The organism is Achromobacter sp. D10 (assembly GCF_035282245.1).
Lineage (GTDB): Bacteria > Pseudomonadota > Gammaproteobacteria > Burkholderiales > Burkholderiaceae_B > Achromobacter > Achromobacter insolitus.
Window position 1 is genome coordinate 436713 of the sequence record NZ_JAYJLE010000002.1, and the last position, 14421, is coordinate 451133.

Consider the following 14421-nt stretch of genomic DNA (forward strand, 5'->3'; position numbering starts at 1 on the left):
GTCGGGCCCCGCGACGGCTCAGGCGGGAGGCTTGAGCCGGGACGGCACTTCGCCGACGTCGCTGCACACTGCCAGGACCTCGGCGGGCTTTTTGCTCATCGACAGGTAGATGTGGCCGATGCTGCTATCGAAGTAGGCGGTTTCCAGCTTGCCCAGCACGACGCTGTCGCCGTTCTCGAATTGGATACGGACCTTGCCGGACAGCACGACTGCGAATTCCTGGCCAGGGTGCCGGATGTAGTCCTCGAATTCGACGACCTTGCGAGAATCGATCAGCGCCAGCATGGGCGTCATTTTCTTGCCGGGGTACTCGCCCATGAGCAAGCGGTAATGGTAGTTCTCCGTGACGTAGTCGCGGGCGTCGCTGAGCTTGTTCTTGACGAAAGTAGGGGCGACGGCGGCCTGCGAGGCGTCTGGCAGCATGAACATGCGGGTCATGTCTATGCCGAGCGCGCGCGCCAGCGCGGCGAATTTCTCGTAGCTGAGGGCGATCTGCCCCAGCTCCGCTTTCGATAGCGTCGAAACCGCGATGCCGCTGGCGCGGGACAGCGCCTGCAAGGTCATTTTCCGCGCCTTGCGCTCGGCCCGCAGGCGAGCGCCCATTTCTTCCTTGCCCACGATCTCGGGTGGGGATGTAGTGCCGGGTAGGGGCATGTAGCGATCTGGCAGGTAGGGGGTGGTTGGGGGCAGGGCCCGCAAGCCCCGCTGCGTATGCCGGATTGTAAAGGCTGGCGGGGCTCAGGCTCCGGCCCGGTTGAGGACGCGGCCGGCATGCTGGCCAGTGAACGACTGGTCTTCCCAGACGGCCGCGCCGTTGACGTAGACCGAATGGATGCCCGCGGCGCGCTCGGTGGGATGCTCGAACGTGGCCGAGTCCGCCACCGTGGCCGGGTCGAAGACCACCAGGTCGGCGTAGTAGCCGGGCTGCACCTGGCCCCGTTCGGCCAGGCCGAATTTGGCGGCGGTCAGGCCGGTCATTTTCCAGACCGCGGTCTCCAATGGGAACAGGCCCAGGTCGCGCGAGTAGTGGCCCAGCACCCGGGGAAACGTTCCCCACAGGCGAGGGTGGGGGCGCTCGTCGTGGGGCAGGCCATCGGACCCGATCATGGTGGGGCCGAACGCCAGGATGCGCTGCACGTCGGGCTCGTCCATCATGAAGTAGATGGCGCCGGCGGGCTGCAGTTCGGGCACCACGTCGTACTTGGACTTGCCTCGCTCGGCGGCGATTTCTTCCAGGTCGCGTCCGCTCAGTTCGGGATAGGGCTTGCACCAGGTGATAAGCGTGCGGCCGGCAAGCAGGACGCGGTCCTGCTTGAGCATGGTGGAGCCCGCCACGTAGGGATAGGCGTCCAGCGATACGTCCTGGCTGGCCATGGCCGCCTCGATCAAGGCGAGCGTTTCCTTGGAGCGCCCGAAATTGGGCTTGCCCATGACCTTGTGGTGCGAGATAACGACCGGCACGTCCAGTTCGCGGCCGATGCGGAAGGTCTCCTCCAGCGCCTGGACGATATGTTCGCCCTCATCGCGCATATGGGTGGCGTATACGCCGCCATGCGTGTTCAGGGGGCGGCAGACTTCGATGATTTCCTCGGTGCTGGCATGGGCGGCGGGCGGATAGAAGGCGCCTGTGGAAATGCCGATGGCGCCACTGGCCAGCGCATCGTCGGCCAGCGCCTGCATGGCCTGGATTTCATCGGCCGTGGCTTCGCGCCGCAAGTCGGGCATGACGGCGGCGCGCAGGGTGGAATGGCCCACCATGCAGGCGGCGTTGACGGCAGGCGGCGCGGCGCGCAGGGCTTCGAGGTAGTCCGAGAAGCGTGCAAAGCGGAACGAGCCGCCTTCGTCCAGCAGATCCAGCGGCGCGGGCGGATTGGCGTGCGCCAGCGGGGCGAGACTGATACCGCAGTTGCCCGTGACCACGGTGGTGACGCCCTGCGAGATCTTGGGCGTCATGTCGCGGTGTTTCAGCAGGTAGTTGTCGTCATGCGTGTGCGAGTCGATGAAGCCCGGAGACACCACTTTTCCCGCCACGTCGATGCGCCGGCGGGCGCTGCTGGCGCTCAGGTCGCCGACGGCGGCAATCCGATCGCCCCGCACGCCCACGTCGGCGAGCCGGCCTGGCGCGTTCGTGCCGTCGATGACGGTGCCGCCGGAAAGTATGTAGTCGAACGGGGTGGCGTCGGGCTGGGACATGCGGTTCTCCGGCTAAATGGGGGTGGCGAAATGACAGGCGACCTGTTGCTCGGGGGCGATCTGGCGAGGCTGAGGTGTTTCTTCCGCGCAGCGTGGCTGCGCCATCGGGCAGCGGGTGCGGAAAGCGCAGCCCGAGGGGGGCGACAAGGGGCTGGGAATTTCCCCCTTCAGCACTTCCACGGGCTTGCGCTCGCCTTGGCGGGCGGAAGGCACGGCGGCCAACAGGGCGCGGGTATAGGGGTGGGCGGGGCGTTCAAAGATGGCATCGCGCGTGCCGGTCTCGACGATCTTGCCCAGGTACATCACGGCGACGCGGTGGCTGATGTGGCGCACCACGCTCAGGTCATGCGAAATGAAGACATAGGTCAGTCCCAGATCGCGCTGCAGATCCATCAACAAATTGATGACCTGTGCCTGTACCGACACATCCAGCGCCGACACCGGTTCATCGCAGACGATCAGGCCCGGGTCCAGCGCCAGCGCGCGGGCGATCACGATGCGCTGGCGCTGCCCGCCCGAAAACTCGTGGGGGTAGCGGTCGGCGGCGTCCGGGCGCAGGCTGACGCGGGCCAGCAACTGCGTGACGCGGTCGCGGATCGCGGCGCGGCCGTGGCCAAAGGCGCGCAGGGGCTCGCCGATGATGTCGCGCACCCGCATGCGCGGGTTCATCGAGGAAAACGGATCCTGGAAGATGAACTGCATGCGTTGGCGCATGGCGCGCAGTTCGCCGCTGTTCATCGCGGCCAGGTCGCGTCCTTCCAGAAGGATACGGCCCTCGGTAGGGTCCGTCAGTCGGATCAGGCATTTGCCTGTGGTGGACTTGCCGCAACCGGACTCGCCGACCAGGCTCAGCGTCTGGCCGCGCGGCACCGACAAGGACACGCCGTCGACTGCGCGCAATACCTTGGCGCCGCTGCCGCTGTCCACGGGGTAGTGCTTCTTCAGGCCGATGACTTCCAGCATGGGCGGGGCCTCGGCGGCGGTCGCCGGAACGGCGCTCGAAAGGGGGATGTCGTGCAGATTCATGGCGGGCCTCAGGCGGTCAGTGCGGCGGACGCGGGGGCGGCCTCGCGGGCCCAGCACCAGACGCGGTGGCGATTGCCGGCGTCGGCTGCGCTGGGCGCCTGCTCGGCGCAGCGCGGCTGCGCTTCCGGGCAGCGCGCCGCGAAGGCGCAGCCGCGCGACTGCGGCGTCATGACCGGCACGATGCCGGGCAATTCGGCCAGCCGCGCCGTGTGGTCCTGGCCTTCGGCGAAATCCGGCAGCGAACGGATCAACGCCTGGGTATAGGGATGTTGGGCGCGGTCCAGGATGTCATCCACGCTGCCTTCTTCGACCTTGCGTCCGGCGTACATCACGATGACGCGTTGGCACATCTGTGCCACCACGCCCAGGTCGTGGGTGATGAGCACGATGGACGTGCCCAGCCGTTGCTGGATTTCGCGCAACAGGTGCAGGATCTGCGCCTGGATGGTGACGTCCAGCGCGGTGGTCGGCTCGTCGGCGATCAGGACCTTGGGCTGGCAGGCCAGCGCCATGGCGATCATGGCGCGTTGACGCATGCCGCCGGAAAGCTGATAGGGATACTCGCGCACGCGGCGCGCCGGATCGGAGATCTGCACCAGCTCCAGCAGCGACTCAGCCTGCGCCATGGCCGCGCGCCGCGACATGCCCTGGTGCAGCATGAGCGATTCGCAGATCTGCCGGCCGACCGTGAACACGGGGTTCAACGAGGTCATGGGCTCCTGGAAGATCATCGAAATCTGGTTGCCGCGGATCGAGCGCATGGACTTCTCGGGCAGCGCCAGCAGATCCTGGCCGTCGAATTCGATGTTGCCGCCGGCCACGCGTCCGGGGGCGCGCAGGAGGCGCATGATGGACAGGGACGTGACGCTCTTGCCGCAGCCGGATTCGCCGACCAGGCCCAGCGTTTCGCCGGGCATCAGGTCGAAGGACAGGCGGTCCACGGCGACCACGGTGGTTTCGTCGCCGTCGAAACAGGTGGTGAGGTCGCGCACGCGCAAGACGGGTTGGGTTTGCATGTGTGCTCCTACAGCTTCTTGGCCAGGCGGGGATCGAGCATGTCGCGCAACCCGTCGCCCACCAGATTGACGGCCAGGACGGCCACGCCCAGGAACAGGCCTGGATACAGGATGATGTGGAAAGCCACGGCGACGAAGTTGCGGCCTTCGGCCATGATGTTGCCCCAGCTGGGGATCTGGGGCGGAATGCCCACGCCCAGGAAGCTGAGCACCGCTTCGGTCAGGATGGCGGATGCCGCGATGAAGGTGGCTTGCACCATCAGCGGGGCGAACAGGTTGGGCAGGATGTGGCGCAGCAGTATGGCGGGCACGCGCGTGCCGCAGGAGACCGCCGCCTCGATGTACGGTTGTTCGCGTATCGTCAGCACCAGCGCCCGCACCAGGCGCACCACGCGCGGTACTTCCGGAATGACGATGGCGATGATCACGGTACCCAGGCCGCCCTTCAGGGTGGCCATCAGCGCAATGGCCAGCAAAACGCCCGGAATGGCCATGAGGCCGTCCATGATGCGCATGATGAAGGCGTCGATGCGGCGGAAGTAGCCCGCCGCCATGCCCAGCGCCACGCCGGCGACGGTGGATACCACCGCCACGACGATGCCGACCACAAGCGAGACGCGGGCGCCCCAGACGGTGCGTGAATAGACATCGCGGCCCAGCGCATCGGTGCCGAAGTAGTGTTCCGATGAGGGCGGCTTCATGCGCGCCAGCGGATTGATGTCTTGCGGGTCGACGGTGGCCAGCCAGGGGGCGGCCAGCGCAATCGCGGCCAGCGCCAGCAGGATGACGCCGCCCAGGTACAGCATGGGATGGCGGCGCAGCGACCGCAGCAGGCGCCGGTGGCGCGGACGCCGCGCGGGCAGGGACAGGGTAGTGGTAGTCATGCGTTGCCCCGTTCAATAGCGGATGCGCGGATCGAAGAGCCGGTAGCTCAGGTCGACCAGCAGGTTGATCAGTACATAGATGCCCGAGGCCACCAGCAACACGCCCTGGATCACGGGATAGTCGTGCCGCAGCACGGCGTCGATGGTCAGCCGGCCGAGGCCGGGTATGGCGAACACGGTTTCCGTGACCACGACGCCGCCGATCAGCAGGGCCACGCCCACGCCGATCGTGGTGACGATGGGATTGGCGGCATTCTTCAGCGCATGCCAGACGATGGGCCCCGCTGCCAGGCCCTTGGCACGGGCGGTGCGGATGTAGTCCTCGGACAAGGCTTCCAGCATGGTGGCGCGCGTCATGCGTGTCAGCAGCGCCATGTAAACGAGGCCCAGGGACAGGCAGGGCAGCACCAGATGGCGCAGATAGGGCGCCACGCCGTCCGCCAGCGGCTTGTAGCCTTGCACCGGCAGCCAGCCCAGTTTGATGGAAAATCCGTAGACGAGGCTGTAGCCGATCAGGAACACCGGCACCGAAAACGCGCAGACCGCGCCGATCATGACCAGCCGGTCCAGCCAGCGTCCAGCGTGCCAGGCCGCCAGCACGCCCAGCGGAATCGCCGCGATCACCGCGAAGAGCATGGTGAAGATGGCAATGGACAGCGTCGGCCCCATGCGCTGGCCGATCAGTTGCGAGACAGGCATCTGCGTAGAGATCGAGGTACCCAGATCGCCCGTGGCGATATGGCTGACCCAGATCCCGAACTGCTGCAGCAGCGGTTTGTCCAGGCCCAGGTTCTGGCGGATCTTCTCCACGTCGTCTGCGGTGGCGTTGTCGCCCGCGATCACGGCTGCGGGATCACCTGGCGACAGGTGGATCAGCAGGAACACCACGACCGCGACCACGGCCATGACAGGAATGACGGCCGCGATGCGGCGCAGTATGTATTTCACGCTGTTTTCCCCCGGCTTGCGGCCGGGCGCGCGCGGCGCCCGGCACGTGCCTTACTGCTTCTCGATGTTCCACATCACCGGGATGCCGGTCTTCAGCAGCTCGGTATGCGCGAGGCCGCGGAACGCGGACACGGGCTTGAATTCGCCCCACATGACATAAGGCACGGTCTGGTAGGCGCGCGCCTGCATCTGCGCGGCGATGTCCTTGCGCTTGGCTGCGTCGGTCTCGCGGATCCAGCTGGTGCGCAATGCATCGAGCTCTTTGTCGCAGGGCCAGCCCGGCAGGCTGTTGCCGCAGGCGGCGGACATCCAGGGGTTGGTCACCGGCGTGCTGGCGTCGTAATAGCCGCCCCAGGTGAGGAACACGTTCCAGCCGCCTTGCGCGGGAGGATCCTTCTTCAGGCGGCGTCCAGCCAGCGAAGCCCAGTCCATGGACTGCAGGTCGACGTTGATACCGGCCTTTTTCATGTTCTGCGTCAGTACCATGACGGCGGGTGCGCTCAGGTGGTCCGTGGGATACAGGACCACAACCTTCTCGCCCTTGTATCCGGCTTCCTGCAGCAGCTGCTTGGCGCGCGCCGGATCGGTCTTGGCATAGGGCGCGGCGCCGGCGTCGCTGGCCAGGGGCGAACCGCAGACAAAGAGGCTGGGGCAATAGTCCACGCGGTATTTTTCCGGGTAGCCCATGGCCGACAGCATTTCTTTCTGGTTGACCAGGTGGTACAGCGCCTGGCGGGCGAGCGGGTTGTCGAACGGCGGATGCAGCGAATTGAGGATGACCATGCCCTGCGTCGCCACCGACGTGTTCAGGGTGATGTCCTTGTTGCTTTCCAGTACAGGCAGGAAGTCCGGCGTGGTCTGTTCGATCATGTCGACTTCGCCGTTCATCAGGGCAGCGGTGGCCGTGTTGCCATCCGGGATGTAGACCCATTCGACGCGGTCAACCTTGACGTTCTTGCCGCCTGCCAGGCCATCCGCGGGCTCGGCGCGCGGCACGTAGGCCGGGTTCTTCACATAGACGACCTTGTTGCCGGGCACCCATTCGTCGCGCTTGAACAGGAAGGGGCCCGAGCCGACCATCTCGGTGACCTGGGTGTTCGGATCCGTCACGGCCAGGCGCTTGGGCATGATGAAGGGCGGCATGCCCGAAGGCTTGGACAAGGCATCCAGCACGAGGCCGAAAGGTTCCTTGAGCGTGAGCGTGAAGCTGTTGTCGCCCGTAACCGCGAATTCGGCGCCCGCGGCCATCAAAGCCTGGCCCAGGGTGTCCTTTTTGGCCCAGCGCTGGATCGACGCCACGCAGTCCTCGGCCTTGACCGGCGTGCCGTCGTTGAATTTCAGGCCGGGACGCAGCGTGAAACTCCAGCTCTTGCCGTCTTCCGAGGCGGTCCAGCTGTCCACCATCTGCGGCTTGACCTGGCCGCGGCTATCCTGCGAGAACAGGGTGTCGAACACCATGTAGCCGTGGTTGCGCGTGATGTAGGCCGTGTTGAAGAGCGGGTCGAGCGTCTTGAGGTCCGCATGCGGAACCAGGCGCAGGGTCTTGGTCTGCGCGAACGCGCCCGTGGCGGCCCCCATGGCCAGCAGGGCGGCTGCGCCCAGCAAACTGAAACGTCTGATCATTGTTATCCCCTAGGTTGTTCCCGTGTCCATGCCGGGCGGCGATGGATGGCGCCTCAGGCCGTGAATGGCCACTTCGGCAATTTGCGCTTGGTGTAAGGCAGCGCGTTGTAGTTTTGCGTGATGGCGCCCGGCGTTTCCACATAGATGACGTGGCGGCCGACCTTCGAGTACGAGGCGTAGAAATGCTGCGACGACTTCACGATGATGAGCTTCATGGCCTGCAGGTCCACGCCGAACTGTGTGAACAGGTCGGTGCCCATGGCCTGGGTCCGGTTGGTGGTCAGCGCGATGGTCACGCCCTGGCTGCGCACGACGGCCACGTCGCCCAGCAGCGCTGGCGTGCCGGCCAGCCCGGTCATGATGGCGTCGCGCTTGAGCGCCACGATCTCGCAGTCCAGGTCCAGCGGCTGGCCGGATACGGGCGCTACCTTGCCGCCGATGCGCAGCTGGATGCGCGCGCCTTCGCCGGCCTCGAAACACAGCTGCACGGCCACCGGGTCCCAGAACGGACCAGTCGCCACATCGGTGATGCCGCGCGCCAGCACGCGCTCCAGGATGAAAGTGGCGTCGCTGGGCGCGCCGCCGCCCGCGTTATCGGCGGAGTCGGCCAGGACCACGGGGAAGTCGTTCAGTGCCAGCGCCTGGTCCAGCGCTTCGTCGGCGCCGGGGTAGGGCGGCGCCAACTGGTCGCGAAAACCGATGATCTCTTCGCCCAGCGCGCGCGCCAGGGCATCGGCCTGCGCCTGGTCGCCATCCGTGTAGACCAGCACCTTGGAACCCATGTCGGGCGTGTCGCCCCAGGGGAAGCCATGTGCAATGGATACGGACAGCACGCCTTCCTTGCCTTCCATGGCAAGCAGGCGGTCCACGAAGCCGCGCATCGGTTCGCGGCTGGTGTGCATGATGGAGATCATCTCGCAGTCGTACACGGCGCGCGTGGGCTTGATGCGGCCTTCGGCGCGCGCTACGCACAGGTCCACCAGGTCGTAGGCGCGTTCCAGGATGTCGGTGTGTGGATATTCCTTGAAGCAGACCAGGAAGTCGGCGCTTTCCATCATGTCGGCCGTCATGTGGCAATGCGGGTCCAGCTCGGCGCCGATCACGGCGTCGGGACCGACGATCTCGCGCGCCCGGCGCAGCAGATCGCCTTCGCAATCGTCATAGCCGTCTGCCACCATGGCGCCGTGCAGGCCGAACAACGCGATGTCGACCTTGCCCGCGCGCTTCAGGTCTCCCAGCAGTTCGTCGCGCAGGGTCTCATAGGCGTGGCGCGTGGTGATGCCGGCCGGCGTGGCGCCCGCGGTCAGGCCTTCGATCAGGGTCCAGTTCTTGCCTTGCGCGCGCTGGCGCGCCGCCCACAGCGGCCCGGAGAACATCTGCATGCGGTCCGGGTGCTGGCCCGCGGGATAGTAGCCACGCGCCCGATAGGCGGACAGCCCGGTCGGGATGGGAGAGAAGGTGTTCGTCTCGGTCGCCAGGGACCCGGAAAAAATTTTCATGCTGCCGCTCCGCGTAAAGATGTGCACAGGGGGCGCAGGCGTTGCCGCGAGCGCGAGGGAAAGGCCGCACCGCCTGGCGCGGGGGCCTGGCGATGTCAAGCGATCGAACAAGCCCGCGGCGCGGGCTCAGGCTTCGGACACAGGGCCGGGCGTGAAGCCGCCGTGGCCCGCCGCCGCGCCCTGCCAGGCCTGCACTTCGATTTCCACGTCCACGTCCAAGGCGAGCTTGGCCTCGACCGTCGAACGAGAGGGGAAGTCAGACGAAAAGTGGCTGCGGTAGGCGTCGTTGAATTGCGCGAACAGCGCCAGGTCCGACAGCCATACCGTCACGCGCACGACGTCCTTGAGCGTGGCGCCCGTCAGGGCCAGCGTTTCCTTGATGCGCTCGATAGCGGCATGGGTCTGGACGGTGATGTCACCGCGCACGACCTGGCCGTTGGCGTCCATCGGAATCTGGCCCGACAGGAACAGGAAGCCGCCGGCCTGGGTGGCGCGGGAGAACGGCAGGGGAAGAGGGCTGGGGTAGCGGACGATGGAAGTCATGATGGGCTCTCTGGAGGCAAGGGGAGGGGTCAGCGCAGGCGCGCGGGACGCACGGCTTCGGCGTCCACGCCGTGCGCATGCAGATGGGCGGGCACCGGTTGGCGCGTGAGCAGGGCAGCAGCCAGTTCGGAGGTCGCCGCGGCCGTCTGGATACCATAGCCGCCTTGCGCCGCCAGCCAGAAGAAAGCGGGCGCATCGGCGTCCCACCCGACGACGAAATCGCCGTCGCGCACAAAGGAGCGCAGGCCGGCCCACGTGTGCTTGGGACGGCGGATGGTGAGCGAGGTGGCGGTTTCGATGCGGTAAATGCCGGTAGCGACGTCCAGCTCCTCCGGTACCACGTCGTGGGCCGCGACTGGATCGGCGTTGGCCGGCGAGCCCAGCAACTGCCCCGCGTCGGGCTTGAAGTAAAAGCTTTCGTCGACTCCCACCACTGCCGGCCAATGTGAAAAGTCCATGTCCTGCGGGCCGGAGAAGGTAAAAGCGGTGCGCCGGCAAGGCTGCAGGCCGACGGGCGACGCGCCGCACAGGGCCGCGGTATGGTCCGCCCAGGCGCCGGCCGCATTGACCAGCGCGCGCGCTCGAAGGCTGCGGCCGTCGGCCAGGGTCAGCGTCCAGGCGTCGCCAGCGTGCGCGGCCGACACCACTTCCGCATTGTTGTGCAGCACCGCGCCTTGGCGGACCATGCCGCGCAGAAAACCCTGGTGCAAGGCGTGCACGTCGATGTCGCGAGCGTCCGGTTCTTCGATGGCGCCGCAGATCTGGTCGCCGCGCAGGCAGGGCACACGCTCGACGGCCTGTTCGGCGTCGATCAGCGCCACATTGGGCGATTGGCTGCGGAAGTCGTCGTAGACCTCGCGCAGCAGGTCCTGCTGTTCGGGCGTGGCGATGTACAGCACGCCGCGCGGGCTGAGCAGCGGATGCTCGCTGAAGCCTTGCGGCGGATTTTCGTAGAAGGCGCGGCTGGCGCGGGTAAGCGCCTTGATCTGGGCCGTGCCGTAGGTTTCCATGAACATGGCGGCGGAGCGGCCAGTGGAGTGGTAGCCCGGCTGGGCTTCGCGTTCCAACACGGCGACCGTGGCCGTGGCACTCAGGCGGTAGGCCACGGAAGCGCCGGCGATACCGGCGCCGATCACGGCGTAATCGAATAGGGGTTCTGCTGTCATTTTGTCGGAAGCGAGAATTCTCTTATTTGATAATTCTCGAATACGATAGTTTTTTGACGGCAGACAAGTAATAGGGGAAAGCCCCGATGGAGGAACTCCGGGGCTTGGGGGATCAGGTCAGGCGCGTGCCGTTGGGAACCTGGTCATCCGGCACCGCAAGCACGATGCCGCCGGCTTCGTCCGCGAAACCCAGCACCAGTACTTCGGACTTCACCGGCCCGATCTGGCGCGGCGGAAAATTCACCACCGCCATGACGCGCTTGCCGGCCAGCTCTGGCAGCGCGTAGCGCGCGGTGATCTGCGCCGAACTTTTTCGAATGCCCACGCCGGAGCCGAAATCTATCGTCAGTTTGTAAGCGGGCTTGCGGGCCTCGGGAAAGGCCTGCGCCGACAGGATCGTGCCGACGCGGATGTCGACCTTGAGAAAATCGTCAAAGCCGATGTCGGCGCTGGCCGGGGTGTTCGGGTCTTGGGTGTAATGCACGCGGGCTCCTTGAATTGGGATAGCGCTTGTTGTGTACGGAGCAGATTAGCTTCATGGGCAGAACAGTTTGTTCCGCACGATGAGGGGTTTTTTTAGCTCTGGTACGTATTCGGAACAATCGCCGCTCGTTAGAATTCCTCATGCATTTTCCTCTATCTACTCGTCGGAAGGCCAAATCGTCATGAGCAACGCATATCTGGACGCCCTCAAGCAGCGTCGCACGCAGTATTCGCTGGGCCGCAACCTGTCGATCTCCAAGGAGGAACTGACCTCCCTGATCCAGGACGCGATCAAGCACAGCCCCTCGTCGTTCAACTCGCAAAGTTCGCGCGCCGTGATCCTGTTCGGCGCCGAGAGCGAGAAGCTCTGGAACATCGCAATCGAAGAAGTGCGCAAGGTCGCGCCGGCCGAGAGCTTTGCCCAGACCGAAGCCAAGCTCAAGAGCTTCGCCGCGGGCGTGGGCACCGTGCTGTTCTACGAAGACCAGGGCGTGGTGCAGGGTCTGCAGGAAAAATTTGCGCTGTACGCGGACAACTTCCCGGTCTGGTCCGAGCAAGCGGGCGGCATGGCTCAGTTGTCGGTCTGGAGCACCCTGGCCAGCGCCGGCGTGGGCGCCAGCCTGCAGCACTACAACCCGCTGATCGACGCCTCCGTCGCCCGCGAATGGAACGTTCCGGCTTATTGGAAGCTGCGTGCGCAGATGCCGTTCGGCTCCAACGAGAACGGCTTCGGCGAGAAGGCGTTCATGGACGACGCCGAGCGCTTCCGCGTGGTCGGCTGAGTTCTCGGGGCGCCTTGCGCGTCCCGGTCCGAGCTTTTCCGAAAGCCCGCAAATCCCTGGGAATCGCGGGCTTTTTTTGTGTCCGGCTCCTGATGGACTTCAATCCGTCTTCCAGCCCCATTTCTTGAAGATCGCCCGTCCTTCCGCTGCGGTCAGGAAGTCGACAAAGGCTTGCGCCTGCGCATTGCCCTTGCCTTTTTTGGTGACGACGGCGCCCGCGTCGCGATAGATGCGGTACGGCTCTTCCACCTCGACCACGCTGGCGAGCCCGGGGTTGGACACCTGCCAGATGTTCCAGATCAGCCAGGCGTCTATGGTCTTGTCCTCGGTCCATTGGGTGCGCGCCTGCGCGCTGTTGCCGGCCTCCGGCAGCACGAGGTTGGCGCGGAAGGCGCGCACGGTTTCGATGTCGCCAAGACGGCCGGCCACGTCTTCCCACAGTCCCGTCTGGCCCGCGCCGGACACGGCCATGACCTTGATGCCGGGCTGGAGCAGGTCCTTGAAGCCCTTGATGGCCTTGGGATTGCCGGGCCGCACCAGGATAGCCGAGGGCCGCAGGTACAGCGTGCGGGCCTCGCGCAGCTCGAACACGCCCGGCAGCGCCGAGGCGAAGCCGCTCATCATGTTTTCGGCGCCGCTGTAGATCACGTCGGCGTCCTGTTTGGCCTGGTCGGCCCAGGCCGGCGTCGGGCCCGCGGTGACGCTGACGTCAATGCCGTGCAGCTTGCCGAATGCAGCGGCCGCTTCCTTCATCGCGGGCGCGGGACCGCCGGGGCCGTATACGTTCAGGCTCGGAGCGGCCCAGGCGTTGCCGGCGGCGGTGCAAGCCAGGGCAATGCCGCAGGCAAACGATCTGATCGACTTCATATCAAGACTTCCATTTCTGCGCTGACCGACGCCGGGCGTCCGGCGTGTTCGGCTGGTTGATACGCGGTGCGCCGCGTGATCTCTTGCGCGGCTTGCCACTGAGTAGACGAGCAGGGGAAGGGGAATATTCCAGCGGACCTGCAATCCGCGCCGCGGTGCAAAGGGATGAACTCCGTTTTCAGTCTGTTAAAAAGTCGCGTGCATAGTGCAGCCTTGCTGCCGCTTCGCGCTGGACGACGACACCGTCTTCAGGCATCGAGACAACGCGAGGCGCATCCTCAAAGGGAAACGTCACATGAAATCTGGAATCTCCGCGGGCCGCCTGTTGTGCTTGGCGAGCCTATACGCGCTTGCCGCGCCCGCCTACGCGATCGATTGCGCCAAAGCCGCCACCGCCGTGGAAAAGCTGATCTGCTCGGACCGCAAGACCGTGGCGGCGGACGCCGAGTTGAACCGGGCTTACGCCGCGATACTGAAACAGGCCCCCGACGGCGATATCCGCGCCATGCTGGCGCACAGCCAGAAGCGCTGGATTGTGGCGCGCGACGGCGCGCTGATGAACCTGATCGAGGATCCGGGTTCGGTTCCCGCCGGCAAGACGGTTGCAGGCGTTGCTCGCGATTTGATCCAAAGCCGTACGGCGCAACTCAAGGAAACACACAAGGGCGCCGCGCTGCCCGACATGATCGGCAGCGCCGTTCGCCAGCAGCAGTTCCAGGCGCAATTCACCGGCGGCGCCTACGCCGGCTACTCGACTTCATGCGACATCTTGCCGGGCGAACATGCCTACTACGGTTGCTTCGCGACGCGCCACTACCAGAACCATGACCGCATCTGCTCGGTCGACGAGTACTGGGCTTCGGGCGGCGTTTATACCAAGCGTTATGTCGCCAACATCGTGCACGGCAAACCGCAGTTGGCTGCGTCCTGCTCGTTCAGCAACTCGGACGAGGCATGCTCCGATACGGCAGGCGAGACAAAATGGAACATGAAGCCGCAAAAGCCGGACTTTTCCTATCCCTCCCAGCCGCTGCCCAAGATCGATGGAGAGATCGTGGGCGATGACGACTATGAGTGGGCCCGAGCCTGCCTGACGGGCGCGTCCTACCCCGCCAACTGACGCCGGTGAGTTGATCGCGCCTGCGCGATCAGGCCGGTGTCGCGACGGTTTGCGCGTATTGCGTGCAGTTCCCGGTGTATTGGCAATACTTGCAGTATTTTGAGGGTTATGTATTTAGTTGTAAGCCAGCGAAGACCTCTCGGCTGTTCGCTGGCAGACTAGAGCAGTACGCGTTTGCCTAGGGAAAACCCGTAGGAGACGTTGCCCGGAGGATATTTTTCGGGCCGGATCGGCGGCAAGATTTTGAAACCCACTGGAGGGCCGCGCGTTC

14 protein-coding genes are annotated in these 14421 nt (G+C 65.6%); 2 read left to right on the forward strand and 12 right to left on the reverse strand.

Features of this window, described 5'->3' with window-relative positions; translation table 11 throughout:
* Positions 1-18: 18 nt before the first annotated feature.
* The 11 genes from VCS63_RS08875 to VCS63_RS08925 form a co-directional block, all read right to left on the reverse strand.
* A complete protein-coding gene (locus tag VCS63_RS08875; RefSeq protein ID WP_323879349.1) occupies positions 19-654 on the reverse strand; it encodes an XRE family transcriptional regulator in 636 nt (211 codons plus the stop codon).
* 84 nt (positions 655-738) lie between these two features.
* Positions 739-2193 (reverse strand): N-acyl-D-amino-acid deacylase family protein, encoded by a 1455-nt coding sequence (locus VCS63_RS08880; protein ID WP_063642119.1) that lies wholly within the window; start codon positions 2191-2193, stop codon positions 739-741.
* Positions 2194-2205: 12 nt separating this feature from the next.
* Positions 2206-3219 (reverse strand): ABC transporter ATP-binding protein, encoded by a 1014-nt coding sequence (locus VCS63_RS08885; protein WP_063960088.1) that lies wholly within the window; start codon positions 3217-3219, stop codon positions 2206-2208.
* Between the two features lie 8 nt (positions 3220-3227).
* Complete coding sequence (locus tag VCS63_RS08890; RefSeq protein WP_063642117.1) at positions 3228-4235, reverse strand: ABC transporter ATP-binding protein; 1008 nt, start codon at positions 4233-4235, stop codon at positions 3228-3230.
* An 8-nt stretch (positions 4236-4243) separates the two neighbouring features.
* On the reverse strand, positions 4244-5119 hold the full coding sequence (locus tag VCS63_RS08895) for an ABC transporter permease (RefSeq protein ID WP_063642116.1): 876 nt from the start codon (positions 5117-5119) through the stop codon (positions 4244-4246).
* Positions 5120-5131: 12 nt separating this feature from the next.
* On the reverse strand, positions 5132-6067 hold the full coding sequence (locus VCS63_RS08900) for an ABC transporter permease (protein WP_042796689.1): 936 nt from the start codon (positions 6065-6067) through the stop codon (positions 5132-5134).
* Positions 6068-6118: 51 nt separating this feature from the next.
* Positions 6119-7690: an ABC transporter substrate-binding protein gene (locus VCS63_RS08905; protein ID WP_063642115.1), complete on the reverse strand. Its 1572-nt coding sequence runs from the start codon at positions 7688-7690 to the stop codon at positions 6119-6121.
* Between the two features lie 53 nt (positions 7691-7743).
* Positions 7744-9189: a M81 family metallopeptidase gene (locus VCS63_RS08910; RefSeq protein ID WP_063960090.1), complete on the reverse strand. Its 1446-nt coding sequence runs from the start codon at positions 9187-9189 to the stop codon at positions 7744-7746.
* Between the two features lie 126 nt (positions 9190-9315).
* Positions 9316-9732 carry a RidA family protein gene (locus tag VCS63_RS08915; protein ID WP_323879352.1) on the reverse strand — a complete coding sequence of 139 codons (417 nt, stop codon included), beginning with the start codon at positions 9730-9732 and terminating at the stop codon, positions 9316-9318.
* A gap of 29 nt (positions 9733-9761) precedes the next feature.
* The gene (locus tag VCS63_RS08920; protein WP_042796692.1) at positions 9762-10898 is read right to left on the reverse strand and encodes an NAD(P)/FAD-dependent oxidoreductase; all 1137 of its coding nucleotides are present in this window, start codon (positions 10896-10898) and stop codon (positions 9762-9764) included.
* 112 nt (positions 10899-11010) lie between these two features.
* Entirely contained in the window at positions 11011-11382 is a 372-nt protein-coding gene (locus tag VCS63_RS08925) for a tRNA-binding protein (protein ID WP_042796694.1), read from the reverse strand.
* A gap of 181 nt (positions 11383-11563) precedes the next feature.
* Between VCS63_RS08925 and VCS63_RS08930 the strand changes: the two genes are divergently transcribed.
* Positions 11564-12163: a nitroreductase family protein gene (locus tag VCS63_RS08930; RefSeq protein WP_012478218.1), complete on the forward strand. Its 600-nt coding sequence runs from the start codon at positions 11564-11566 to the stop codon at positions 12161-12163.
* A gap of 99 nt (positions 12164-12262) precedes the next feature.
* Here the strand turns inward: VCS63_RS08930 and VCS63_RS08935 are convergent, their stop codons facing one another.
* Positions 12263-13030, reverse strand: coding sequence for a substrate-binding domain-containing protein (locus VCS63_RS08935; RefSeq protein WP_076815945.1), 768 nt, complete (start codon positions 13028-13030; stop codon positions 12263-12265).
* Between the two features lie 295 nt (positions 13031-13325).
* Between VCS63_RS08935 and VCS63_RS08940 the strand changes: the two genes are divergently transcribed.
* Positions 13326-14150 carry a lysozyme inhibitor LprI family protein gene (locus tag VCS63_RS08940; RefSeq protein ID WP_063642112.1) on the forward strand — a complete coding sequence of 275 codons (825 nt, stop codon included), beginning with the start codon at positions 13326-13328 and terminating at the stop codon, positions 14148-14150.
* The last annotated feature ends 271 nt before the right edge of the window (positions 14151-14421 follow it).

Coding starts and splice junctions, on each gene's coding strand:
- VCS63_RS08875 (WP_323879349.1), bottom strand. CDS start 654: ATGCCCCTACCCGGCACTACATCCCCACCCGAGATCGTGGGCAAGGAA.
- VCS63_RS08880 (WP_063642119.1), bottom strand. CDS start 2,193: ATGTCCCAGCCCGACGCCACCCCGTTCGACTACATACTTTCCGGCGGC.
- VCS63_RS08885 (WP_063960088.1), bottom strand. CDS start 3,219: ATGAATCTGCACGACATCCCCCTTTCGAGCGCCGTTCCGGCGACCGCC.
- VCS63_RS08890 (WP_063642117.1), bottom strand. CDS start 4,235: ATGCAAACCCAACCCGTCTTGCGCGTGCGCGACCTCACCACCTGTTTC.
- VCS63_RS08895 (WP_063642116.1), bottom strand. CDS start 5,119: ATGACTACCACTACCCTGTCCCTGCCCGCGCGGCGTCCGCGCCACCGG.
- VCS63_RS08905 (WP_063642115.1), bottom strand. CDS start 7,690: ATGATCAGACGTTTCAGTTTGCTGGGCGCAGCCGCCCTGCTGGCCATG.
- VCS63_RS08910 (WP_063960090.1), bottom strand. CDS start 9,189: ATGAAAATTTTTTCCGGGTCCCTGGCGACCGAGACGAACACCTTCTCT.
- VCS63_RS08915 (WP_323879352.1), bottom strand. CDS start 9,732: ATGACTTCCATCGTCCGCTACCCCAGCCCTCTTCCCCTGCCGTTCTCC.
- VCS63_RS08920 (WP_042796692.1), bottom strand. CDS start 10,898: ATGACAGCAGAACCCCTATTCGATTACGCCGTGATCGGCGCCGGTATC.
- VCS63_RS08930 (WP_012478218.1), top strand. CDS start 11,564: ATGAGCAACGCATATCTGGACGCCCTCAAGCAGCGTCGCACGCAGTAT.
- VCS63_RS08935 (WP_076815945.1), bottom strand. CDS start 13,030: ATGAAGTCGATCAGATCGTTTGCCTGCGGCATTGCCCTGGCTTGCACC.
- VCS63_RS08940 (WP_063642112.1), top strand. CDS start 13,326: ATGAAATCTGGAATCTCCGCGGGCCGCCTGTTGTGCTTGGCGAGCCTA.